The organism is Hallella faecis (assembly GCF_018789675.1).
GTDB lineage: Bacteria > Bacteroidota > Bacteroidia > Bacteroidales > Bacteroidaceae > Prevotella > Prevotella faecis.
In genome coordinates, this window is record NZ_JAHKBE010000023.1 from 1 (window position 1) to 25356 (window position 25356).

General features: G+C 51.6%; 21 protein-coding genes. 5 read left to right on the forward strand and 16 right to left on the reverse strand.

Annotated elements, in window-relative coordinates; genetic code table 11:
* Positions 1-586 precede the first annotated feature (586 nt).
* On the reverse strand, positions 587-1942 hold the full coding sequence (gene tig / locus KM934_RS06870; RefSeq protein WP_215759889.1) for a trigger factor: 1356 nt from the start codon (positions 1940-1942) through the stop codon (positions 587-589).
* Positions 1943-2105: 163 nt separating this feature from the next.
* Complete coding sequence (gene lptB, locus KM934_RS06875; protein ID WP_215759909.1) at positions 2106-2951, reverse strand: LPS export ABC transporter ATP-binding protein; 846 nt, start codon at positions 2949-2951, stop codon at positions 2106-2108.
* Between the two features lie 486 nt (positions 2952-3437).
* On the opposite strand from lptB, the gene hrpB reads away from it, so the two are divergent.
* Both hrpB and KM934_RS06885 read left to right on the forward strand, forming a co-directional pair.
* Positions 3438-5930, forward strand: coding sequence for an ATP-dependent helicase HrpB (gene hrpB, locus KM934_RS06880; RefSeq protein ID WP_215759890.1), 2493 nt, complete (start codon positions 3438-3440; stop codon positions 5928-5930).
* Between the two features lie 90 nt (positions 5931-6020).
* Positions 6021-6839: a Cof-type HAD-IIB family hydrolase gene (locus KM934_RS06885; protein ID WP_215759891.1), complete on the forward strand. Its 819-nt coding sequence runs from the start codon at positions 6021-6023 to the stop codon at positions 6837-6839.
* Between the two features lie 36 nt (positions 6840-6875).
* Here KM934_RS06885 and KM934_RS06890 read toward each other — a convergent pair whose 3' ends face one another.
* Both KM934_RS06890 and KM934_RS06895 read right to left on the reverse strand, forming a co-directional pair.
* Positions 6876-8000, reverse strand: a complete 1125-nt coding sequence (locus KM934_RS06890) for an HNH endonuclease family protein (RefSeq protein ID WP_252344929.1) — start codon at positions 7998-8000, stop codon at positions 6876-6878.
* The gene (locus KM934_RS06895) at positions 7997-9166 is read right to left on the reverse strand and encodes an adenine-specific methyltransferase EcoRI family protein (RefSeq protein ID WP_215759892.1); all 1170 of its coding nucleotides are present in this window, start codon (positions 9164-9166) and stop codon (positions 7997-7999) included. The genes KM934_RS06890 and KM934_RS06895 overlap by 4 nt, the downstream gene beginning before the upstream one ends.
* Before the next feature lie 472 nt (positions 9167-9638).
* Here KM934_RS06895 and KM934_RS06900 point away from each other — a divergent pair, with 472 nt between their 5' ends.
* Positions 9639-10397 (forward strand): MlaE family ABC transporter permease, encoded by a 759-nt coding sequence (locus KM934_RS06900; RefSeq protein WP_215759893.1) that lies wholly within the window; start codon positions 9639-9641, stop codon positions 10395-10397.
* A gap of 33 nt (positions 10398-10430) precedes the next feature.
* Positions 10431-11204, forward strand: a complete 774-nt coding sequence (locus KM934_RS06905; RefSeq protein ID WP_215759894.1) for an ABC transporter ATP-binding protein — start codon at positions 10431-10433, stop codon at positions 11202-11204.
* A gap of 110 nt (positions 11205-11314) precedes the next feature.
* On the opposite strand, the gene KM934_RS06910 is transcribed toward KM934_RS06905, so the two are convergent.
* The 6 genes from KM934_RS06910 to KM934_RS06935 form a co-directional block, all read right to left on the reverse strand.
* The gene (locus KM934_RS06910) at positions 11315-11710 is read right to left on the reverse strand and encodes a hypothetical protein (protein ID WP_215759911.1); all 396 of its coding nucleotides are present in this window, start codon (positions 11708-11710) and stop codon (positions 11315-11317) included.
* Between the two features lie 178 nt (positions 11711-11888).
* Positions 11889-13202: a ribosome biogenesis GTPase Der gene (gene der / locus KM934_RS06915; RefSeq protein WP_215759895.1), complete on the reverse strand. Its 1314-nt coding sequence runs from the start codon at positions 13200-13202 to the stop codon at positions 11889-11891.
* Positions 13203-13328: 126 nt separating this feature from the next.
* Positions 13329-14246 (reverse strand): GTPase Era, encoded by a 918-nt coding sequence (gene era / locus KM934_RS06920; protein WP_215759896.1) that lies wholly within the window; start codon positions 14244-14246, stop codon positions 13329-13331.
* A 198-nt stretch (positions 14247-14444) separates the two neighbouring features.
* Positions 14445-15464, reverse strand: a complete 1020-nt coding sequence (locus KM934_RS06925; protein WP_215759897.1) for a beta-ketoacyl-ACP synthase III — start codon at positions 15462-15464, stop codon at positions 14445-14447.
* Positions 15464-15649, reverse strand: a complete 186-nt coding sequence (rpmF, locus tag KM934_RS06930; protein WP_215759898.1) for a 50S ribosomal protein L32 — start codon at positions 15647-15649, stop codon at positions 15464-15466. The genes KM934_RS06925 and rpmF overlap by 1 nt, the downstream gene beginning before the upstream one ends.
* Before the next feature lie 14 nt (positions 15650-15663).
* Complete coding sequence (locus tag KM934_RS06935; RefSeq protein WP_215759899.1) at positions 15664-16191, reverse strand: YceD family protein; 528 nt, start codon at positions 16189-16191, stop codon at positions 15664-15666.
* 1103 nt (positions 16192-17294) lie between these two features.
* On the opposite strand from KM934_RS06935, the gene KM934_RS06940 reads away from it, so the two are divergent.
* Positions 17295-18260: a CfxA family broad-spectrum class A beta-lactamase gene (locus KM934_RS06940; RefSeq protein ID WP_215759900.1), complete on the forward strand. Its 966-nt coding sequence runs from the start codon at positions 17295-17297 to the stop codon at positions 18258-18260.
* 92 nt (positions 18261-18352) lie between these two features.
* Here KM934_RS06940 and KM934_RS06945 read toward each other — a convergent pair whose 3' ends face one another.
* The 6 genes from KM934_RS06945 to KM934_RS06970 form a co-directional block, all read right to left on the reverse strand.
* Positions 18353-19756: a mobilization protein gene (locus KM934_RS06945; RefSeq protein ID WP_215759901.1), complete on the reverse strand. Its 1404-nt coding sequence runs from the start codon at positions 19754-19756 to the stop codon at positions 18353-18355.
* A gap of 281 nt (positions 19757-20037) precedes the next feature.
* A complete protein-coding gene (locus tag KM934_RS06950; protein ID WP_068856576.1) occupies positions 20038-21150 on the reverse strand; it encodes a DUF6371 domain-containing protein in 1113 nt (370 codons plus the stop codon).
* 179 nt (positions 21151-21329) lie between these two features.
* Complete coding sequence (locus tag KM934_RS06955; protein WP_057259283.1) at positions 21330-22484, reverse strand: AAA family ATPase; 1155 nt, start codon at positions 22482-22484, stop codon at positions 21330-21332.
* Positions 22485-22489: 5 nt separating this feature from the next.
* Positions 22490-22864, reverse strand: a complete 375-nt coding sequence (locus KM934_RS06960) for a helix-turn-helix domain-containing protein (protein WP_007758558.1) — start codon at positions 22862-22864, stop codon at positions 22490-22492.
* Between the two features lie 210 nt (positions 22865-23074).
* Positions 23075-23905, reverse strand: a complete 831-nt coding sequence (locus tag KM934_RS06965) for a hypothetical protein (RefSeq protein WP_057259282.1) — start codon at positions 23903-23905, stop codon at positions 23075-23077.
* A 242-nt stretch (positions 23906-24147) separates the two neighbouring features.
* The gene (locus KM934_RS06970) at positions 24148-25266 is read right to left on the reverse strand and encodes a site-specific integrase (RefSeq protein WP_057259280.1); all 1119 of its coding nucleotides are present in this window, start codon (positions 25264-25266) and stop codon (positions 24148-24150) included.
* Positions 25267-25356 lie beyond the last annotated feature (90 nt).

Consider the following 25356-nt stretch of genomic DNA (forward strand, 5'->3'; position numbering starts at 1 on the left):
GCTTATGCAAAACCCTTCAAAACAGAATTCGGATAAGAATCCTTTCTTTCCGGTTAGAATCTGCGTATTTCCTCAAGTCGCATCGTGGGGTAAGGGGATGTTGGCTACATATTGATGTTGTGCTGTTGCTTTTTACTGAAAGCTACTACTAACGACTCATAAATCTACCCTTAATCGTGTATTGGATGATAGTTGCGGATTTTAGGTAATATAATATGGTATTCCTCCTACAATCGTCTCTTACTTCTTCTTGGTGTTTTCCACCACATTCCCCCTTCATTCCACGAATGACAGTGCAAACGAGCACCATGAAACCTTGCTTTCAAAGGGCCGAATGCAACCTCTCTTTTTGCAAAGATAATACAAAAAAACGTAAATCTTTGCACGAATTTTTACTTTTTTTAGGAGACCTTTTCTCCTGCCGTCGCGCTATTCTTTTCTTCCCGTTCGCCTTCGCGTGGGCTGCGACACGTGCCATGAGGCCCTATGTTTATGCCCGAGCCAAGGATCGACATTCCCCTATAACCAAAAGAAAAAGCCTCCGAGGAACGATTCCCCAGAGGCTTTTTATCTTATCTGATTAGGTTTACTCACCCATCATCTTATTGAATTCGTCGAGCGACACACTCTTCTTGTTCAGTGTAACCACACCCTTGAGGGCCTCAACGAGCTTGGCGTCGATGGCGCGGTCAACAAACTGCTGCTGTGCCTCCTTCTTCTTGAGCAACTCATCGGCGTAGTTGTCGACGTACTCCTGGGGCACATTGCTCATGCCATACTGGGCAAACTGAGCCTTGGCCATCTCGCGAGCGGCGCTCTTCACGTCCTCGTCCTCGATCTTCACACCGAGGGCCACAGCGATCTTGCTGCGGATGAGGCTCCAGCTGAGCTCCTTGATGCTGGGCTCATAGTTCTTGTCGATGAACTCCTGGTCCTTATCCTTGTTGTTCTGCTTCATGATGCGCTTGAGCAGTGAGTCGGGATAAGTGAGCTGCCCCACCTTGTCCTCAGCGTACTTGCGCACGTCCATCAGGAACTTCATGTCGCTGTCGAGAGCCAGCTGAGCCTTCAGGCCCTCAGCGATCTTCTCGCGGAACTCCTTCTCGTCCTTAACGGCGTCCTTGCCGAAGGTGAGGTCGAAGAGCTCCTGGTCCACGGCGTGCTTCTCGAAGTGCTGCACACTTGTGATCTGATAGCTGAAGTCGCCAGTGTACTCAGCCACCTTCTCGCGGTCCACCTTCAGCAGTGATGACAACTCATAGTTGCTGCCCTCGTAAGCCTTGCTGGGGTTGAAGGTGATGATATCTCCGGGCTTGCAACCGTCGAAGAGTTTCTTCTGGTCGTCGCTCTTGAGGTACTTAGGCATCACTGAAGCAGCCTCAACGGTAAGACCACCCTCCAAGGTGTTGCCCTCAGCGTCGAGCTGGCGCAGGTCGCCCTTCAGCACGTCGCCATCCTCATAGTGGTCGGCCTCCACGTTCTGTCCCATGCGCGATGCGAACATCTCCACCTGTGAGTCGATGAGCGTGTCGTCGGCAGTGATCTCATAGTAGTCGACTGTATCGTTGGCGTCGAGCTTGATGTCGAACTCAGGAGCCACGGCGATGTCGAACATGAATGTGTAGGGACCGTCCTTCTCGAGGTCTTGGGGCTGCTGCTTCTCTGAGGCGAGGGGCTCGCCGAGCATAGCGATGTTGTTGTCAGCGATATACTTCTGCAACTCATCACCCAGAACCTTATTGATGGCGTCCATCTTCACAGCCGACCCAAAGCGGCGGCGAATCATGCCCATAGGCACTTGGCCGGGGCGGAAGCCAGGCACATTGGCGGTCTTGCGGTATTCTTTCAGGGTCTTCTCAACCTCTGCCTTGTAGTCGTCGTCCTCAACGGTAATGGTCAACAGGCCATTGATCTTGTCGGGGTTCTCAAATGAAACTTTCATCTTTTAAGTTGTATTTTTGTTTTTATGAATAATCTGCGATTGGCAATCATGCAATGCGAGTTGCAAAATTACGCAAATTTCACGAATATGCCTAATATAAAAGGTAAAAATTGTGTTTTCGCCCTGTTTGCGCCTGTGGCGGGGCACCTCAGCGCGCTTTCGGTCAGCCCTGCGTCTCGGCCAAGAGATCTCGACGGGCGCCAACGGCGAAGGCTCGGTCTTCCTCGTTCGACTGGAACTTTCTGTACACGAAGTTCTCGCTGAGATAGTTCTTTCTCACGATCTTGTTGGCCGCCAAGCTCTCTGGGTCGCCCTGGAAGAGGATGCGTCCCTCAAACAAGAGGTAGGCTCGGTCGATGATCGAGAGCGTCTCCTGCACGTTATGGTCGGTGATGAGGATACCTATGTTGCGGTATTTCAGTCGCCACACGATGTGCTGGATGTCTTCCACGGCGATGGGGTCCACACCGGCGAAGGGCTCGTCGAGCATGATAAATTTCGGGTCGATGGCCAAGCAGCGCGCAATCTCCGTGCGTCGGCGCTCACCTCCCGAGAGGCGGTCTCCCATGTTCTTGCGCACCTTCTGCAATCGGAACTCGGCAATGAGGCTTTCCAACTTGTCGAGCTGTTGCTGGTGTGTGAGCTTCGTCATCTCGAGCACCGACATGATGTTGTCCTCCACGCTGAGCTTTCTGAACACGCTGGCCTCCTGCGGCAGGTATCCGATACCTGCGCGGGCACGCTTGTAAACGGGGTATTTGGTAATCTCCTCGTCGTCGATGTAGACATGTCCCTCGTTGGGGATGACCAGTCCGGTGGTCATATAGAACGACGTGGTCTTTCCGGCGCCATTGGGTCCGAGCAGTCCCACTATCTCGCCTTGCTTCACGTTGATGGTCACACCGTTGGCCACGGTGCGCTTGCCGTAGCGCTTCACCAGTCCTTCGGTATGGAGCATCTTATGCTTCAGGCGCTTGTCGAGATGCGCCTCCACCTCCTCAGGACTCATGCGTTCTATTTCAGCACGTTCCAGCCTTTGATTCTCGGCCACGTTTGTTGTCTCTGTCATAATTTCCGATTTGGCTGCAAAAATACTAAAAAAAAAGAAGAACGCCTAATGGTTGATAGTTAAGTGAAGTCAAAAAAACAAAAGACCCAACATTACCCACCTGTTGGCCACACACTACATGAACTGCGCCCCCTACCGCCTCACGCCACGCCCTCCCATTCGCGCAACCCCGACCGCCCGTTGGCCTCAGAAGGCCGAACCCATGGATTTTGCAGGGCTTTGGGTTCACAATCCGCTATTATCCCAAATTGGTCATTAGACCGAAATTGGGGAAATAGTAGGATGTAACAAACACTAACAAGAATTGAAATCTAATGACCAATTTGGGATTATTTGGCCCTTTTGCCAAAGATTTCTGCCTGTTTCCGCCTGTTTCTGATGGTTTATGGCTAAATTTGTGTGAACAACATACCACATCATTGATCCATGACCAACCTAAGTTTCGACAGATACCTGCACACGCTGCCCATTGGCGAGGTGGCGCCAAGCGTCAACGATGCGCTGCGCGACCACTCGGCGGTGGTTGTCACCGCACCTCCAGGAGCGGGAAAATCGACCCTGCTCCCGCTGACCCTATACCAAGGGCAGGCCAAAGCCGACGAGAAGGTGGTGCTGCTTGAGCCTCGGCGCGTGGCCGCCCGGCAGATAGCGGAGCGCATGGCCGAGATGACCCACACGGCCGTGGGCGACCTGATAGGCTACAGGGTGAGATTCGAGAGCAAGGTGTCGACCCACACACGCATAGAAGTGCTCACCGAGGGTGTGCTGACGCGGATGATGGTGGACGATCCGACACTCGACAGCATATCGACCATCATCTTCGACGAGTTTCACGAGCGCAGCATCATCACCGACGCGGCCTTGGCCCTTGTGCGCGAAACGCAACGCACCATTCGTCCTGACCTGAAAATCGTGGTCATGTCGGCCACGATCGACACCTCCGCTATCTGCCACGCGCTGAACGCGCCCCTGGTGGAGAGCCGCGGAAGGATGTTCGACGTGGAGGTGGTGTATGGCAACGACATCAGCGCCTACCAATGTGCTGAGGAGGTGGCGGCCACGGTGTGCCAGGCGTGGCGCGATACCGACGGAAGCATTCTCGCCTTTTTGCCGGGCGAGGTCGAGATTGGCAAGTGCTGCGAGATGCTCGCGGGCAGCTTCACCAGCGACACGGTGCTCTATCCGCTCTACGGGCGCCTGTCGCCCAGCGAGCAGCGGGCGGCCATCGCCCCTCCCAGGAGCGGGGAGCGCAAGATTGTGCTGGCCACGCCCATTGCCGAGACGTCGATAACGATCGAAGGCGTAACGGTGGTGGTCGACTCGGGATTGTGCCGCCGAATGGTCTACGATGAGTGCAACGCCCTGGAACATCTGGAGACGGTGCGCATCTCCATGGACATGGCTCAACAGCGAACCGGACGGGCCGGACGTGTGTCGGCGGGCCGATGCTACCGCCTGTGGAGCAAAGCCGCCGAGGCCCGACTGGAGGCGTGTAGGACTCCCGAGATCATGACCGCCGACCTAACAGCGCTCGCCCTCGACATAGCGGCGTGGGGCGGCACCGCAATGGAGCAGATGCCTTGGATGACACCGCCACCCGCCAACCACATACGGCGCGCTGAGGAGCTACTGAGAAGTCTTGGCGCCATCGACCACCGAGGGCGCATCACGACGCATGGCGAGGCCCTGTCGAAGTTGCCTTGCCACCCGCGCATAGCGCAGATGCTGGTCAAGGCCAACAGCAACGCCCTGAAGGCGCTGGCCACCGACATCGCCGCATTGCTTGAGGAGCGCGACCCGCTCTCCAACGACAACGACGCCGATCTCAACCGGCGCGTCATCGAGTTGAGAGAGGCGCGACGCCGGCGGGCACTGGGGCGTTGGAAGCGCATCGCCCTGATAGCCGAGCAATACCGCCGCATGGTTCGCGTGGGCGAGGACAACCAAGCGTCGTCGGCCTACGACACGGGCATGCTGGTGGCCGTGGCCTACCCCGAGCGCATAGCCAAGGCGGACCCCGACGGCACATACCGTATGGCCAACGGCGAGCATGTCGCCCTCGACACCAACGACAGCCTGCATGGCTACCCACTGCTGGCCGTGGCCGCTGTGGGACGAAAAATTTTCCTTGCCTCGCCAGTCGATGAGGCGACGGTCGACCCCTTGGCAAGCGATTACGACCGAATCGCTTGGGACGACGCATTGGGACGGGTGACGGCCACACGCGAACGGCGCATCGGAAGCATCCTGTTGTCCGCCAAGCCGTTGGAGGCGGTGCCCCACGACAAGGCCGTAGCCATCGTGGCGCAAACGCTGAAACGGGAGGGGCGCAGCCTGCTCAACCTCTCCGACGGGTTCCAACAATTACAACGACGCATAGCCACCTGCGCCAGTTGGCATGCGGAGCTTGCGCTGCCCGACGTGTCTACCGACGGCTTGCTTCAGAAAACGGAGGAGTGGCTGCCGATGTACGTTGGCAGGTCGGTCAACGCGACGGAACTGAAAAAGATCGACATGGCGGCGGTGCTGTGGGAGCAGCTCTCCTATGAGCAGCAACAAGCGGTGGAGCAGCTGGCACCCTCCCACATCGTGGTGCCCACAGGCAGTCGTATCAGGGTCGACTATCGTGAGGGGGCCGACGCGCCGGTGCTCAGCGTCCGCCTGCAGGAGTGCTTCGGCATGACCGACACGCCTTGTGTTGACAATGGCTCACGGCCTGTGCTGATGGAACTGCTGTCGCCGGGATTCAAGCCTGTGCAGTTGACCAAGGACTTGCGAAGTTTCTGGAACAACGCCTATTTCGAGGTGCGCAAGGAACTGAAGCGCCGCTATCCCAAGCATCATTGGCCCGACAACCCCTTGGAAGCCGAGGCGGTAAGGGGCGTGAAGCGAAAGCCCAACAACAAAGGCGGGGCCTGACCATCGGTCCTCCCATACAAAGGCGACATATCACAGCCCAACAACAAATATCATTCATTCATAACACAACCCTATCACAACACCAAGCAAATGACTTACAAAGCAATCGTGCTCGATCTCGACGGAACACTGACCAACAATAAGAAAGAGATAACACCCAAGACCCGCGAAGCCCTGCTGAGCGCCCAACGCAATGGAATGTGCGTCATCCTGGCATCGGGACGCCCCACCTACGGCATACGCCCTCTTGCCGACGAGTTGCAAATAGGCCAACAGGGCGGCTACGTCATGGCTTACAATGGCGGTTGCGTCACCCAATGGGACAGCAAAGCCATCATCTTCAACCAAACGCTCAACGCCGACCTCGTGCCCATCCTGTATCGGGCAGCCAAAGAAGATAGCCGCCATTTTGAGATCCTCACCTACCAGGGCGAGGGCATAGCCGCCACCGACATCAGCAACGAGTATGTGCGCCACGAGGCGTTCATCAACAAGATGCCCCTCACCCAATACGACGACTTCGTCCATCAGGTGCAATATCCCATCAACAAGTGTCTCATCGTAGGCGACCCCACCCCACTCGTCCTGTTGGAACGCCATCTGGCCCAGACCCTGCAAGGCCAGTGCAGCGTCTACCGTTCCGCCGACTTCTTCCTGGAGTGTGTGCCACTCGGCATCGACAAGGCTGCCTCGCTCGCACGCCTCCTGCCCACCCTCGGCCTGACACGCGAGGAGATCATTGCCGTAGGCGACGGCCACAACGACATCTCCATGATCGAATATGCCGGACTGGGCGTGGCGATGGCCAATGCCGCCGACGCCACCAAGGCGAAAGCCGACTACATCACCCGCTCCAACGAGGAGGACGGCGTGGCCCACGTGCTGCAGAAGTTCTGCGGCGTGGAATGAGATTGGAAAGCCTTATCGCAAGGCTTTCCCAATCACTTATTTGCCTCCCTTTCGTCGGTTACACTCACGGCATAACACCTGGCAGTTCTCCAACACGGTCCGGCCACCATCACACCAAGGCGTAATATGGTCGGCCTCCATAAACTCAATGTCGAATTCCTTGCCGCAAAGAGTGCATTTGTGGCCTTGCTGCTCCCAAACTGCAAGTTTTATTTTCTCTGGAAAGGCTCGGAGGTCAAGATAACGTTCTTCTCCCGTCAACACATAAGGGATAATTCCTTGCGGTTTTTGAATTTCGTCATCGCTCAAACAGTCGACGATACGTTGTTCCATGTCTTTTATGTCAAGCGACTTCTCATGATATTCATCATAGAACTTAGCCCAATCCAATCCCTTCATTATTTTCTTGAACTTTTTCATATTGAAGGTATCCATCGTCCAATGCAACACACTTTGGAAATAAGTCCACAAGGGTCCAGCGTTCAGGTCGTGCTGATGTTCTGACATATAGCCAACAATGGTTTGGGGCTTTCCATAGCGAGTCTCATGGGCGGCCATCCAATCCAAGGCTTTCTTGAAGAATTCTTGTCGGATAGGAGAACCATTCACTAAGTCTTTTCCCAAGCGATATGCTGCACAGTTGGTCTTGGAGAAATGCTTCTTGGCATCGCTCACAAACGGACCAGCATAGACTGCATTTCTAATTTCTTGCTCATTCAAAGACTTGCCGGCAATATTGATGGTCTTGAACCATTCCAACTTCTCTGACTCCTCACCCTCACAAACATACACCGTCAACTTGTAGTCGAGAATCTTCTTCTGAATGTCGGCAGGCTGATTGAAGAAATTCTTAAAATCGTAAGCAAACTTACCTGCCACATATTCGCAAAGCGACAAGGTACGTTGCTGTCCATCCATTACCTCGTATGGGCATTCAGCGTCATCATTTCTCTTTACCCAATACATGATATTGAGGGGATAACCATTCAACACCGTTGTTATCACAGCTTGTTGTTCTTTTTCGTTATAGATAAACTCACGCTGATATGGAGGGCGGATGTCGAGCAATCCTTTATAGCCTCGCACGCCTTGCTCATCATTGTTGACGTAGTCCTTGGTTATCTCCCCAACGGTCACGCTTATTTGTTTGATTGTCATCATAATGCTTGTGGGTGCTTGTTACGAATGAATATTCTTTTATATGCTGAATGTACTATTTCTCCATTTGGACCTAAATAATAAGTCTTCTTGGTTCCTTTCCCCTTTAATACAGCATTTTCATTAGTCTTACCACCTGACGAACCTGTAGGCTTGTCTGTTGCCCTCGTTATTTCCTTATAATCATTATAACGTTTCGTGTCTGGACATAAATCATGGCAACCAATTTGACTCAAGCCCAATATTTCGAACTGTTCAGGATTGTATTTATCTAGGAAGGTAATTGGGACTCCCATAATGCCAGCATAATCATAAGGTATATCTGAAGTCTTTCCAACTTCAATCGCGTCAAAGTTATCAAACGTAGGATATTCGTCTTCTGAATAACGACAAACTAAATCCAAATCTTCATGGCGCTTATTGTGGTCTAAATTTGTAAACCATCTTATACCTTTAACACGAATAAAACGTCTGCCATCCGAGTCGATTCCACAACCTGCTGCATTTAATGGATAATCATCAGGAACATAAAATTTTCTATCACCACTTGAAATACTTGGTCCTATCCACATTCGATTATCTTGAATATATGGAAAGACTTCTTTGCAAGTAATGGAATTCATATTACCAATTATCAAAAACTTCTTCTGATACTCCATCAACTGCCCGATATATTCACGGAACAAAGAGAAAGGCGGGTTGGTTACTACAATATCTGCTTCTTTGAGAAGTTCTATGCACTCTTGCGAACGGAAGTCTCCAGTTTTCAAGATAGACTTCACATTTTTATCATTCTGCAAGAGGTAACGAACATCGGACAAATCCACAGCCCCATCGCCATTTTCATCCTTCACCTCTGTTATCTCAACCTTATAGGCAATCTTCTTCGGCTCCTCATCAAAGCCCGGGAAATGGATCCTCAATTCATTACCAGTAACAGGAGAGCCATTATAACACGTGCAGATGAGCTTCTTCAATCCGAGTTGGTTGAAGCGGAGCGCAAAATACTTGAAGAAGTTGCTTTCGTAGGGGTCGTCGCAGTTGCAGAGCACCACCTTCCCACGAAAATGCTGCCAATAATGCTGCAATTCGCGCTCAATGTCTGAAAGTTGGGTGTAGAACTCATCTTTCTTTGCCACTTTCGCGGCATTTAGGTTCTTGTTTGCCATATTGTGTGATTGATGGTTATAAGATACAATACGTGCACACAACTATCAATCACGCCAAGACGCAAAAAGGGCGTGATGCTCCTTATTGCGTTCAGCTATGAGGCAGCCTCGGAATGGAAACCTCAACCCACATAATAAAGAATACACCACGCCTATGGCGAGATGCATTTCTATTATACATGTAGGTTAAGGCACTCCATACCGAATGCCTTATCACGATTATTTCTGTTACGTTATTTCCATCCAATAAGTTTCCGAGGCTTTTGGCTGAACGCGAAATAATAGCGAATGCTTTGTTTTACCAACGATGTCTTGGAAAGGGGTAAGCCCAATCCGAGCGTAAAATTACAAATAAATACCGACACACGCCCACGTTTCACCATAAAACTTCTAAAAACTTTCTGCCCGATTGCAGTTTATCGGGATGTTTTGGTTACTTTTGCATTGATAACGTAAAAAAACGACAACGCACATGTTTCTCATTAAATTACTCCGCAACTGGCTCACCACGTTTGGCAGCTACCTCTTCCTGATGGGCCGTTCCTTTTCGCGCCCCGAGCGCATGCGTGTGTTCATGAAGCGCTACGTCAAGGAGATGTCTCAACTGGGTGTCGACTCCATCGGCATCGTGCTACTCATATCGTTCTTCATCGGCGCGGTGATCTGCATCCAGATGAAGGTGAACATCCAGAGTCCGTGGATGCCCCATTGGGTAACGGGCTATGTGACGCGCGAAATCATGCTGCTGGAGTTCTCCTCATCCATCATGTGCCTGATTCTTGCGGGCAAGGTGGGTTCCAACATCGCCTCGGAGATTGGCACGATGCGCGTGACCCAACAGATCGACGCCCTCGATGTGATGGGCGTCAACTCGGCCTGCCACCTCATCCTTCCCAAGATCATGGGCTTGGTAACCATCATGCCGTTCCTGGTGATTTTCTCATCGACCATGGGCATTGTGGGCGCCTACGCCACGGCCTACGTCGGCCACATGATGTCGCCCGAGGACCTTACGTCGGGCATGCACCACGCCTTCAACTCGTGGTTCATGTGGATGAGCATCATCAAGAGCCTGTTCTTCGCCTTCATCATCTCGAGTGTGTCGAGCTATTACGGCTACACCGTGGAGGGCGGCTCCGTGGAGGTCGGCAAGTCGTCGACCGACGCCGTGGTGTCGTCGAGTGTGCTCATCTTGTTCTCCGACGTGTTCCTCACCCAACTGTTGTCGTAACGCATTTCCCAACCCTCTCAACCATCAGCCATCATGATTGAAATTAAGCAACTCACCAAGTCGTTTGGCGACAGAACGGTGCTCCAGGGCATCGACGCTGTCTTCGAAACGGGCAAGACCAACCTCATCATCGGCCAGAGCGGATCGGGAAAGACCGTTCTGATGAACGACCTCGTCGGACTGCTGGAGCCCACGTCGGGACAGATACTCTACGACGGTCGCGACTTTGTTACCATGGACAAGCGCCAACGCATCCTGTTGCGCCGCGAAATGGGCATGACGTTCCAGGGATCGGCCTTGTTCGACTCGCTGAACGTGCTTGAAAACGTTAGGTTCCCGCTCGACATGTTCTCATCGATGAGCAGCCGGGAGCGCGACAGGCGCGCCATGGAGTGCATAGAGCGCGTGAACCTCAAGGGCGCCGAGACCAAGTATCCCGACGAGATCTCTGGCGGCATGCAGAAGCGTGTGGCCATTGCCAGGGCCATTGTGCTCAACCCGAAGTACCTCTTCTGTGACGAGCCCAACTCGGGTCTCGACCCCAAGACATCGCTCGTCATAGACCGCCTGCTGTCGGACATTACACACGACTACGGCATAACGACCATCATCAACACGCACGACATGAACTCGGTGATGGGCATCGGCGAGAAAATTATCTTCATCTACCAAGGACACAAGGAATGGGAAGGCACCAAAGACCAAGTGATGGACGCCAAGAACAAACGCCTCAACGACTTCGTCTTCGCCTCCGACCTCTTCCGAAAGGTTCGCAAAGCCGAGCTCGACGAGGACAACAACAAGTAGCAGCCGCAAGGGGTTGCCATAATCCCACAACACAGGCGGGCGCTTTTAGACCATTCTAAAAGCGCCCGCCTGCTGTTTATCCCACATCGGTCATTAGACCGAGTTTCGCCTTAGCGCATGTACCACACGCCACCCCGCTCCACCATGGGAACGACCACTTGCTCGTTCAGGCTGTCGCCATAAACGAACCCGAGGAAGACGGTGGCGACATGGCGCGCCGTGTCGGCCGTGGCCCTGATAACACGCACCTCCTTGATGCCGTGGTGCTCGTCTTTCTGCTGTCCCACAAACATCTTCGCGTTGGCAATGAGCTGCTCGCGGTAACTCTTGGGGATGGAGTCGGTGCGATAGGTGCCGTCTACAAAACTGGCATAGTCGCCCTGCAGCAGTTGCTCATAATAGACCTTCGCCGACTGGGCTGCCAGCTCGCTCGCATCGGGCCCCGTCGACTCGCCGCAAGCCACGAGAAGCGACAGGGGAAGAAATAAAAGAAGTAGCTTTTTCATCATTCGAACAATCGGGTTCTCCTAAGTGTCGACCGCCTGAACGCCATTCGGTCGGTCGGTTTCTCATAACACCTGGCGTAGGTTCGGCTCCTCCACGGGGCCACTCTACGGGCCTCAACGCAACGCGCCGTCCCACCCTCTTGGGCTACGGACGGCGCGGCAGAGACCTGCGGCCTCCTTATTTCTGTCGGATAAAGACGTTGATGGGGCAGCCATGGAGCGACCAGTTGTCGCGGATCTTGTTCTCCAAGAAACGGCGATAAGGCTCCTTGATATACTGCGGCAGGTTGGCGTAGAACACAAACGACGGGATCTGCGTGTTGGGCAACTGCGAGCAATACTTAATCTTGATATACTTACCCTTGGTCGACGGTGGCGGCGTCTGCTCGATGATGGGCAGCATCACCTCGTTGAGCTTCGTGGTTCCGATGTGGATGTGACGGTTCTGGTACACCTCCTTGGCGGTCTCGAGCACCTTGAAGATGCGCTGCTTGGTGAGCGCAGATGCGAAGATGATGGGGAAATCCACGAACGGGGCCATGCGGTTGTAGATGGCGTTCTTAAACGTGTCGATGACCTTCTGGTCCTTGTTCTCCACAAGATCCCACTTGTTGACCACCACGATGAGGCTCTTGTTGTTCTTCTGAATGAGCTGGAAGATGTTCATGTCCTGCGCCTCGATGCCACGTGTGGCGTCGACCATGAGGATGCAAACGTCGCTGTTCTCGATGGAACGTATGCTTCGCATCACACTGTAGAACTCCAGGTCCTCGGTGACCTTGTTCTTCTTTCTGATTCCCGCCGTATCGACGAGGTAGAAATCGAAGCCAAACTTATTGAAACGTGTGTAGATGCTGTCGCGCGTGGTGCCCGCAATCTCGGTCACGATGTTGCGGTCCTCGCCGATGAAAGCGTTGATGATGCTCGACTTACCGGCGTTAGGACGTCCCACGACGGCGAAGCGAGGAATGTCGTCATCCACAATCTCCTTGGCCTCCTTGGGCAGCGTAGCGACCACAACATCGAGCAGGTCGCCCGTTCCGCCACCTGTGGCAGCGCTGATGCACTGGGGGTCGCCCAGTCCGAGCTTGTAGAACTCGGCGGCCTCGTAGGCCTCACCACTGTTGTCGACCTTGTTGGCCACAAGGATCACGGGCAACTTGGCGCGGCGAAGAATGGTGGCCACGTCCTCATCCCAATCGGTGAGGCCCGTCTCCACATCCACGAGGAAGAGCACGAGGTCGGCCTCCTCGGTAGCCACCTTCACTTGTTCGCGGATGGCACCTTCGAAGATGTCGTCGGACTTCACTACCCATCCGCCGGTATCGACGATGGAGAACTCCTGTCCGTTCCATTGGCACTTGCCGTACTGGCGGTCGCGCGTGGTACCGGCTGTGTCACTGACGATGGCCTTGCGGCTTTGCGTCAGACGGTTGAAAAGCGTGGACTTGCCCACATTGGGCCGTCCAACTATCGCTACTAAGTTTGGCATATTCGTTCAGATTATTTTGTTTGTCAATGAAGCCCGGGCGCCGCATGGAACGTCGGTCCATCCGTAGTTGTTGCCCAAGGCTGTGCGCGCCAAGCCACCGGAAATGGCAGCCCGTGTGGCCACTCCTTACTGGGGATTGTAGCCGAAATGGGTGAGCTCGCGGTCGGAGTTGCGCCAATCCTTGTCGACCTTCACGAAAATCTCGAGGAAAATCTTCTTGTCGAAAAATTTCTCAAGGCTCTTTCGGGCCTCGGTCGACACCTTCTTCAGCGCCACGCCCTGGTGGCCGATGATGATGCCCTTCTGCGAGTCGCGCTCCACATAGATCACGGCGTTGATGCGTATGTGGGTGTCGTCTTCCTTGAAGCGTTCCACAACGACCTCCACCGAGTAGGGTATTTCCTTGTCGTAATAGCGCAGGATCTTCTCGCGTATAATCTCCGACACGAAGAACTTGGCGGGCTTGTCGGTGAGCTGGTCCTTATCGAAGTAAGCGGGGCTCTCGGGCAGCAGCTCGCGAATGCGCTTCATGAGCATGTCGATGCCAAACTTGTTCTTGGCGGAGATGGGCAGTATCTCGGCGTTGGGCAACAGCTTGCTCCACTTCTCCACCAGTGCGCCCAGTCGTTGCGTGGGGTTGGGCGCGCCTTTCTTGGGCGCGTCGGTGGTGGCCAACTCGTCAATCTTGTTGATGAGCACAATGACGGGGATGGTCATCGTGCGCACCTTCTCGAGAAACTCCATGTTTTTCTCAGGGTCCTCCACCACATCGGTGACGTAGAGCAGCGTGTCGGCGTCGGCCAGGGCCGACTCGGAGAACTGCAGCATCATCTCCTGCATCTTATAGTTGGGCTTGAGCACGCCGGGGGTGTCGGAGAACACGATCTGCGTGTCGTCCGTGTTGACGATGCCCATGATGCGATGGCGTGTGGTCTGGGCCTTGAATGTGGCAATGCTCAACTTCTCGCCGACGAGCTGGTTCATCAGCGTCGACTTTCCAACGTTGGGATTACCCACGATGTTTACAAATCCTGCTTTGTGCATGCTTATGTAAAATATTGGATAGGGGTGATGGTATTGCGTTTGATGGGGTGTAGAGCGTAAAAGTGAGGGGTGTGATAAGAAGACAAAAGTCCAGAAGCTCAGTCACAACGCCTTGGCCTACGGCCCGAGGCTATTGCTTGTTGGAATGACTGGACTTCTGAACTTCCTGACTATGTTGTCGGTGTTGCTCGATCGCTATTATTTCTTTCCGGCTACGGCAGCTCCGTCGTATGCCCACTTGTAATAGGCTGCGCCGTGCACAAATCCCGCACCGAAAGCTGTTAGGATGAGTTTGTCGCCTTTTTTGAACCGATCTTCAAAGTCCCACATCGCCAAGGGGATGGTAGCCGAACTGGTGTTGCCATACCTCTCGATGTTGATGAGCACCTTCGACGGGTCGATTTCCGCGCGCTTGGCCACGGCCTCCTCAATGCGGAGGTTGGCTTGGTGGGGAATCACCCAGTCGACATCGCCGGGCGTGAGGTTGTTCTGCCTCATCACCTCCATCACGTCGTCGCTCATGTTGGTCACAGCATAGCGGAACACGGTGCGTCCCTCCTGGTAGAGGTAGTGCAGTCGGTGGTCGACGGTGAAATGTGAGGGTGGGCAAACACTGCCGCCAGCCTTCAGGTGAAGGAAAGGCAAGCCCTTGCCGTCGGTGCGGAAGAACGAGCTCTGCACGCCGACGCCCTCTTCCTCGGTGGCTTCCATGAGCACGGCGCCTGCGCCATCGCCGAAGAGCACGCATGTCTGGCGGTCGGTATAGTCGACCACCGACGACATCTTGTCGGCTCCGATGACAATGATCTTCTTGTAGCGTCCGCTCTGAATCATCGAGGCCGCCATGTCCATCGTATAGAGGAATCCGCAGCACGCTGCCGAGAGGTCGAACGCAAAAGCGTTCTTCAATCCCAGCTTGCCGAGCACGATGCTGGCCGTGGAGGGAAACTTATAGTCGGGCGTGGTGGTGGTGACGATAAGTGCGTCGATGGTGTCGGGGTCGACACCCGTCTTTTGCAGGAGCTGCTTGGCGGCCTTGCGCGCCATGTAGCTGGTGCCAAGGCCCTCCTCGGTGAGGATGCGGCGCTCCTTGATGCCCACACGCGTCTGTATCCACTCGTCGCTGGTGTCGACCATGCGCGACAACTCCTCGTTGTTGAGGACGTAGTCGGGCACATAGCCGCCAACGCCGGTGATAATCGCGTTGACCTTACCCATTATTCAGCTGCTTCCTTAACGATAGCTACCTTGCCACGATAGTAGCCGCAGGTGGGGCAAACCGTGTGGTAAACGTAATAAGCGCCGCAGTTGGGGCAAACAGCCAATGTGGGAGCTACTGCTCCGTCGTGGGTTCTACGCTTGAGTGTACGTGTCTTTGACTGACGTCTTTTAGGATGTGCCATTTTAAATAATAGTTTTAATTTGTTATTTTTAAATCTTTCAATGCCGCCCATCGGGAATCCACGGCTTTCTCTCCATCCTCGTCACCGCTTCGGGCGGCCGAATGTTCCTTGAGCACATTCATCATGGCAGGATTGCATTTTCCAGGTGCATGCACATGCCTGAGCGGGATGCTGAGCGCTATGGACTCGTAGACGAACCACGCCACATCGAGTATTCCTTCTTCCTCGCTTACCGTGACCACGTCGTCGTCCTCCGAGCCGGTGTCGCCGAGCTGAGCGGTGAGCCTGTCGTGGGTCTCAATGGGTTGGTCCATATCGTCGAGACAAACGTCGCAGGGCACCGTCACTGTGCCGGCAGTGTCGACAAGCAGTTCAAAGAGGTTGTCGCGGCGGTGGATGGTCAGTGTGCTGTGCAACTGGCCGCTCCTCACGTCGGGAGCGTCGATAGATGCAAAGAAATCATCACCGAGGTCGCGTTCCATTACGGTCTCGCCCTCGGGAAGGCTCTTCAAGTCGATCTTAAACTTCTCTAAACTTGGCATATCTACACTTTGGGTTGCAAAGTTACCACTTTTCCCCGATATAAAAACAATTTTTGGCAAAAAGTTGAATGTTAATGGGCTAAAATTGTATCCTCCACCCCTTTATCGGCCTCGCGAAAGCCTCAACGGCCGCTCCGCCACGCCTCTACACTCCTACGCGCTCCTATATATAGTCCCAAATCGGCCATATAATCCCCAATCGGCCATTAGACCGAAACAGGGGGAATGGCAGGATGTTATTGTTTACAAGAATTGTATTTACAACCGATTATTACTCAATATTTTATAGATAATAAGTCAGAAATATGGTTGTTATTTTTAATTGCACATTCTAAAAGGTGAAGATTTAACGCTTTTATTGATTATTAACTCAAAAAGGACATCAACTTGGGTCGTTTCTTCTCTTTTCCTTGCTATTCGTTTCCGATATTCCACTTTTGTTTTGGTCTATCTCATATGTACTGCAAAGGTATTGATTTTTGTTTGATATTGCTCCTTGCTTGCTCCTTGTCGTAGATTAATTTTCACACAGGAATTTTTGTTCTCTTCTATAGGGGCTTGAAACAATCCATTTATTGGAAACAATTAAAGACGGAGCTGGTTTGCCCCAGTGCTTTTTAAGAAACAGGGCAATTATTTTATCTCCACAAAGGCTCTTGTTCCCAATTATGAGGAAAGCCTAATAAACGGGTTCTTACTGATGGGTATTTCGATAAAAGCTGCTTGAAATCTGCAACAAAAGTGTTGCCCATAGAAATGGAGTTAAGCCAATACACCACATAGCAGAGTTGCGGATAAAGTGTTTGTTCACGGAACGAGAAATCCGTAATCCATGTGTTTGGCATACGCATAGGCATCATTGGCTTGACAGGAAAGACCCGATTTGACAGTCTTGAATGATGGGCGCAGCAATTACGAAGTACGGGTCTGGGTACGGATTAAAAGGCTAAGTGATTATTTTCAGTCATTTAGCCTTTTTAATTATCTAATTTTTCCCCACAGCTGTCTATTTATATATTTTAGAAACATATTTTTCCGTAAAGTTATGTACCTTTGTCGGCAAATAAAGATATTCTCGTCAAACAAATATAAATAATATAAACATGGGAAAAAACAGAAAAAAACAAATCGTAGTTTTGTGTATAGCTTTAGTTTGCATTTTCATCTTGGTATTTTCATTGTTCCATAAATCAGCGACAAAAGATAGCGCAAATCCTCCTTTAACAAATGTTTTGACTGATAGCATTTCTCAAATTGTCTCAGCTTGTCCTGGCGAAATTGGTGTGGCGGTTATTGTTAATAACAGAGATACGGTTAAGGTCAATAATAAGAGTGTTTATCCTATGATGAGTGTGTTTAAGGTTCATCAGGCATTAGCTCTTTGTAATGACTTTGACAATAAAGGAATTTCACTTGATACCTTAGTAAATATAAATAGGGATAAACTTGACCCAAAGACTTGGAGTCCTATGCTGAAAGATTATTCAGGGCCAGTCATATCATTGACAGTGAGAGATTTGCTGCGTTATACTCTTACTCAGAGTGACAACAATGCAAGCAACCTTATGTTTAAGGATATGGTTAATGTCGCTCAAACAGATAGTTTTATAGCCACACTCATTCCTCGTTCAAGTTTTCAGATAGCTTATACGGAAGAGGAAATGTCGGCTGACCATAACAAGGCTTACTCTAACTATACATCTCCTCTTGGTGCTGCAATGTTGATGAATCGTTTGTTTACTGAAGGTCTTATCGATGATGAGAAACAAAGTTTCATTAAGAATACGTTAAAAGAATGCAAAACAGGTGTAGATAGGATAGCAGCTCCACTTCTTGATAAAGAAGGGGTTGTTATAGCGCATAAGACAGGTTCAGGTGATGTTAATGAAAATGGTGTTCTTGCAGCTCACAATGATGTTGCCTATATATGTCTGCCTAATAATATCAGTTATACCTTAGCGGTATTTGTTAAGGATTTCAAGGGAAATGAATCACAAGCGTCACAATATGTTGCGCATATATCAGCTGTAGTATATTCTTTATTAATGCAAACTTCAGTAAAATCTTAAACTGCACTTGCTTTGATAATTAATGATTAGTAATCTAAAAGCACTCTAATCGTTATCGGAGTGCTTTTAGATTACTAATCAAATTGCTTCTATTATAATTTGAATCCTCTACTTTTTCTTTCTTCCTGTTGCGGCACTCTTGCTCCATATCTAAGCCTGTGCCATTGCTCCCTGAACCAGTCGGCAATCGGCTTCCTGTTTATTGTCAGGTTCAGCCTGCTTTCATCGTCAGGGTCATTTTCCACCCTTAAAATATCATCCTTTATATCAAAGTTCCGCCTGTGTTGCTCGGAATAGATTTTACCGCTACATTTCAGGGCTTCTTTTTTGACTATAAGACTTTCAGTCATTTCTTTAGAGAATCCCAGCATGGCACATAACTTTTCCATGCGCAGCATTTCCCTGAACATCGGAAACCACCTAAAAGCCTTGTCTATGATTCTGGCGAGCCGTGACAGTTCTTTTTCTTTCATGTCAAGTTCCTGCCTGTGCATTTCTCTGAGATTGTGGATTTGCGTATCATGCTGTTTCTGCATCTGCTGTACTTGGCTCTGCAATTTTTCAATATTGGTGTTCCGTTTTGAAACCTCGTCTTGCAGTTTTTCGTTGGCACGTTCCAGTTCTTTCAGTTTTCCACTCCCGAAAAGAGAAGCAACTCCACTAGTTATGGCTGTCGCTGCCGTGGTGGCTGTCTTCTTTAACTTGTCAGTGCGTATTTCTGATTTCACCTGTTTCAGTTCCTGCTCGGCAAGATTTATCTGTTCTTCTTTGTGCCGTTTGGCTGCATCCATGCGTTGCAGTTCAGCTTTCTGCTTCTCAATGATAAAGTCGTTCCGTTCCAGATGCTCCTTACCAGTGACAACCTTTGACTGCCCGCGTTCCATCAGCAGGATGTCGGATGCAAGGGTCTGCATCTGCATCATGTCATCGTCATTGAGCTTTCGGCTCTTTCCTGTTTCGTGGTTCATCCAGTCGAAAACGATATGGGCATGATAGTTCGGCTTGAACCATCTGTCCCCGACTTTGAAGCTTTCCCTGTCTTCCGCTTCCGGCTGACCGTTCAGCCAATGCCCTTCATCCTTGTGCAGGAAGATTTGCAGCGGTGTGATTCCCCAGCGTCTTTGACACTCCTCACCGAATTTACGCACGTCTGCCAGTGTGGTGTCCGACCTGACAAGCAGCACTCCTTCACGTATGGGGGAGCATCCCGCAATCTTGACTATTTTACCGTTCTTGCCTTTGCGTTCACGCTCCTTTTCCTGCATGGCACGTCCGGTCTTTTCCTTTACCATCTGTCTGATATTGTCATAATGCGTCCGCAAATCCGGACTGCCGAAGTCGGGATTTATCCACTGTTCGTTATCGGTGGATAGTTCAGGAACGACATAGATTCTGGACTCTCCGATGTGGCGCATGTATTCGGCAGTCCTCCTGTTGTGAGCCTCGCTCGATGCGATGTTGCAGGGCTTGATATGTATGCTTGATTTTGTTGCCATAGATACTTGTTTTTTGGTTTGTACTTTATTGTTAGCTTTTCCGCTGTCCGTAAACGCATGGGGTTCTTAGGGGTGCAACCCATAAGCGGAGATTGCAAAGAGAGGGTCACTCTTTGCTCTGGGTTCTCAGGGGAGAAACGCCCTGAGTGGGTTATTAGGGTAAAACCCTAATCCTCTCGGGAGAGCCCACAACTACGTAAGCGAAGCGTGTAGTTATAGTGGGCTATATCAATGGCAAGCCATTGTCCGACACTACAACCTCCGGTTTCCGCTCTCCTCCGTTAAGGAGGGTTTCCGTCACCGCTGCCGATTAGGGATGCACTGACCAGCACAAGCCCCAGATCATCTATCAGCTTTTGAAGGGCGGGGTTCTTTCCTGTCATTCTTAGCAGGATTCTTTCCGCTTCCACCAGATGGTCAGCTGTACAATTTATCCTGCTGTCCCGTATCTGGTAAATTATCCAGTCGGCTATGTCGATATGTGCCGCCTTCTGCTCCGGCGTTGCGTTCTTCTCTATGAGGTCAGACACCATCACCTTGCAGAAGGTCATGCCGTCGGCACGCTCTTTCCATTCGGCATAGGCATCGGCATCTGGAAAGAGAAGTAGGGTCCGTCCGCTCAGTACACGGAGCTTTTCCTCCCGCAACTGGCTTTTGCCTCCTGCCGCCAGCCATACATAATCGGGGAAGAGGGCGGAACCGATAACGGCACTCTTCTCGGATTCCACCAGAACCGCCACCTTGTCAGGATAGACACTCAGCAGGTGTTCCCCGAAAAGGCATTGGGAAAGCTGCCATTCCTCCGCCAGCACCCGCTGCCTTTTCAGTATGCTGTGTATCCAGTTCACTGCCGATGCATGTCCGTCCTTTACACGGTGTCCGTCCCCGGGATTGTACTGCATCACCTTGCCAGTCCGCACCTTGTTCTCCCGGTCAATCTGCCAGAAGATGACCGCACCGTCACGGGTAGCTCCCAGACGGTAATCCTCCATCAACCGTTCCAGCACTTCCTTTGCCTTGCTGCCGTAATAGGAATCAAGCAGTACTGAAAGGAAACGGCAGAAGTTGCTATGCACGCTCTGCGATTTCTCCACATAGTGCGGCGGTATGTAACCGATGGCTGTCTGTTGCAGCGGTTGCTTGGGCTTCTGCGCCATACATTGTCTGCCGGAAGAGAAATCACCGGCGGTCCGGCATTCGGGGTGGTCGTGAAAATACTGTCTGGGCGTATAATGATACCCGCAACCGCTTTCGTGGTTGCATCTGCCGACTGACGGGTGAAGGGGCGTACCGCTTTCGTCCACATAGTAGGCAAAGGAACGTCTGTCCCCGCAATTCGGACAGGTATGCCGTGTTGACGTTCCTTTATATTTCTGTAATGAATAGTTGCTCATGACTTTTTTTGATGTTTGGTTTTCTACTGTTGTCCCGCTGTCCCGTCCCCTAAAGGCTGGGACAGTGGGACACTTGGGACACCCCGGGACACTCTGGAAAATCAGGGCCCGGTTTGTATGCTCCCATGTTCTGCAAATGATACGGTCGGCTGGCATACAGCCGTGTGCAGGCTGCTTTTTCATGGTTTGTCCTCCTTTTCATGTCCTGCAAACAGCTCCGCCTGCCTTGCTTCTCCTGCTGTCCCGCTTGTCCCATCTGTCCCATGCTGTCCCACCTGTCCCATTGTCCCGTTCTCCTTGGGACGGGACAGCGGGACAGCAGGGACAGCTGCGTTCCTGTCCTCCTTGCTGCGCTGGATTATCCGGCTGACGGTGGACTTGCCGCAATTGACCTGCGAGGCTATCTCCCGGACTGACTTCCCGGATTGGGACAGTTGCAGGATAAGGCAATCCCTTTGTCCCGATTCGTTGTCACCCGGTTTCTTCAGGTGTTCCTTTTCGGTTGAATAGCCCCTGAACACGAATTGCAGGAAGGCATCCGTTTTCTCAATCTCATAGACAATCACATTGTCGGCATCATACGAGAATGTCCCGTAACGGACCTTAAGCTGCTTCACATAGCGGAGTCCCCCGTCCAGTGCGCTTTTCCCGATGACAAACACGCTGTCAAAGAAATTGTAGAGCCGCTTGCTTCCGGCAAGGTCGTTGGACGTGATGGGACAGTCCAGTGAACGCTTTGGGGTGTGTGCCAGGACAAGGATGGAAAGCCCGTATCTCTTTTTGAGATTGTTGAGCTGTATCATCAGCCGTCCCGCCGCATCGCCTTTCTCCATGGCACAGCACAGGTAAGTAAGGTTGTCAACGATGAAGATCCTGCAGCGGGTCTGCTGTGCCATCTGTTCGATGCTGCCGATGATTGTCCCTTCAAAGTCGGCATCCAGAAGGGCGTCGCTGTCAAGCGATACCCGGTACAGCCTTTCGGGAAAGGTGTAAGGCTTTCCGTACTCGTCGGTATAGCGGAGCTGGAACTGCTTTTCAGAGAGTTCAAAGTCCAGATAAAGCACGTTGTCAGTCCGGGCGATACGGTCGGCTATCTGCACGGCAAGGATGGATTTCCCCACGTTGGAATCCGCAAAGAGGCAGGACAGTTCCCCCTCGTACCAGAAACTGTCCCACAACGCACGGGGCGTGGGCAGCTGCGATGCTTCGAGTATGGTCCGGTTGGCGGTCTTTATGCTCATCACGCCGATATTTTCCGGCATACCGTTCTGCATCTGGGCTGCCCTTGTCAGGTCGCCATGGATCATGCTGATATAGTTCTTGTCCTCTTCCATGGCTTTTACCAGTTACGTTGGCCGGGCTTGCGGCGATGGGAGGAGGACATGGACTCGCTGAGTTCCTCATCGGACAGGGGTACGGGATTCTTGCGGGAGGATTCCAGCCATCTGTCCAGTTCGTCACGGTAAAGGCAATAGCGTTTGCCGGGCTTGGTGGCCGGAATGCTTCCGTCCGACAGTTTCATGTAGAGCGTTCCCTTGGGAATACCGAGATATTCCGCCGCTTCATCCACGGACATGGGGACATGGGTGTCCACCGCCTTTGCATTGTTCACACTGCGCTGCTCGGTAAGCAGGCTTCTCAAGCTCATCACTTCGTCCCGAAGCTGGGCTACGACCTCCGGTAGGTCGTTGAATGTAATCACTGTTTTTTCCATTTGCGTACTCGCCTCTTTTGTAAGGCTTGGCGCAAAGGACCGCAATGATATGGCCGTGAAGATATTCACGGGATGTCATTGCAAAATAATTCCCAAATAACGATGCCCAACCGTGAATGACGGGCAAAGCTATTCGGGAAACAATGAGATACAGGCTGTTACGTGTTGCCTGATACTTGTCGTTATTGTTGTTATATCCCCGGGAAACGGTCAACTGTTCACTTTCCGTGCATAATCTTCGGGATAATGGAAGTCCAGACTGCCGTTTTCGGGTTCGTCAATGGGAATAAGCGTCTTTGACGGATCGACCTTGAAGTTCTTTATGGTCGCTATATCCGTGTCGGCAAACTCACGTGGAAAAAGGGTCTTGATAAAATTGGCACGGTTGTCCCCGTTGTAGTATTTCTTGTACATGAAACGCTCGGAGATGTTCCACACGAAATGGCGGAGCGGAATGTTGGTAATCTCCCTGGTCAGCCGTCCTGTTATCGGCTTGGGCTTGTAGCTGTGAAGGCACATCCACTTGTTGACCTCGGCACAGATATGGTTGACGGTCTCCTTGTCGGCAATACGGGGCATGACGAAGTGGATGTACTCCATGACCATGCGGATCCGTTCCGCCTCTTCCTGCTTCTGTCTGTCCTCATAGCTGGCACGATTCTTTTCGTGCAGTTCCGGGGCAATGGCAATCTCTACCGGTTTTATATCCGGGGTTGCTTCCCTGTTTGTCGGCATTGGTGTCGGAGCTGCAGGTTCATTTGCATCCTGTAGCTGTTCTTCCTGAGCCCTTATGATTCCGGCAGATGCCTTTTTCTTGCTGGACTTGAGTTTCCAGATCTCGTATGAGTCGAAAATGACCGTCTGGAAAGAGAGATAGAGCAGCCAACCGAGAATGTTGCTGCATACAAAGACTATCAGCCTTACAAAATTGTCCTGATTGAAACTTGCGGAGACAATCAGCGTGATAAAAAAGGAAATCAGGCAGATGGCAACGCCGATGAATCCCAGAATGATGTATTTGTCCTTTATCGTTGGTTCCATATCGTTTTTTTCGGTTATTACTTGTAACTGTCAGGTCTTTGCAAATTTAATGGTATTCTTCCAATTATTGCTCATTAGCCTTGGTTGGCGGTTTCTTTTTCAATGTTTTTCACCAAAAGTCCGGAATCATACCAAAATATCATACTATAATGACTTTTTAAGGAATGGTGCCATCAGAAACTGAGGGAGCGGTTAAAGCCTGCACGCAATAACCGCTCCCCCTGAATATCCTGAAACAAGGCCTATGCTTCCTTGTGTTTCAGGGTTATCTTGTCCACCACCTCGCACATCTGTTGTGCAGCCATCTTGGAATAGATTTGTGTGGTGGTAATGTTCTTGTGTCCCAGACAGGCTTGTATGACAGCCATGTCCGTGCCCATTTCCACGTGCAGGCTTCCGAATGAATGCCGGGTACAATGGAAGGTTATCTTCTTGGTTATGCCTGCCGCCGACAGCCAACGCTTCAGGGGCCCCTGCAGCATCTTGTCCTTGAAGCCCTCAAAGATAAGTCCTTCATGCCGTTCCCCGAGCAGTCCGTAGGCTTCATCACTGATGGGGTTGTGTACAATCTGCTTCGTCTTCTGCATACGGGTGGTCACGAACATCTTGCCGTTGGTATACGGCTGTATCTGCTGCCAGGTAAGCTGCCTGATGTCGCTCTTCCGCAATCCCGTCAGGCAGGCGAAAAGGAAAGCTCTTTTCAGAACCTCTTCCTCGCATGGCGTTTCGGCAAGCCGTATCAGTTCCTCCTGGCTCAGATGCTCTCTCATGGTGGGAATACTCTCGATACGGTCCAGAAAGCCGTTGGGATTCTCCTTTATCTTCCTGTCACGGTAGGCCGTGTGCAGGACGGCACGGAAAGCCGACCAGTAGCCCGCCGCAGAATTGATATGCAGCTTTTGGTTGGTATGTATGGTCTGGGGAGCGTTCAGCAGGTACTCCATGAACTTGCGGCACAAGTCCACGTCCACCTCTTCAAAGGTGCATTTGCCATTTACAAACCGTTCAAAGTGTTTGTAGACGTGCTGCCACTTGATATTCCTTCTGTCTGCCAGTTCCTTGAAGTAGGCGAGGAAATCCCCTTTCATCCTGGCCTTGTCAAAGAAGCCGTTGTTCTCGTTGAAGATGGCTTCGTAACGCCTGTTGCGGAGTATCTCTGCCTTCTTCATCATGCGTGCGTTGAAGTCACGCTCCTGCTGGTTGGCAGGTTTGGCAAAAATGTAAATACCCAGAGCTTCACGTGTTATCACTTTCATGGTGGTGTTGTCACGGTAGCCGGGATAATAGTCCAGACACAGCGAATACTGTGTACCGTTCTTGATCTTGCGCTTGCGCAAGGTTACTGTCTTGCATTTACTCATATTGATGATGTTTTAACTGGTTGTACATTTCCGGAGGTGTCTCCGTGTTCACGGTGGCAAAGGAACAACGTGAAACAGCCGTGAATATCT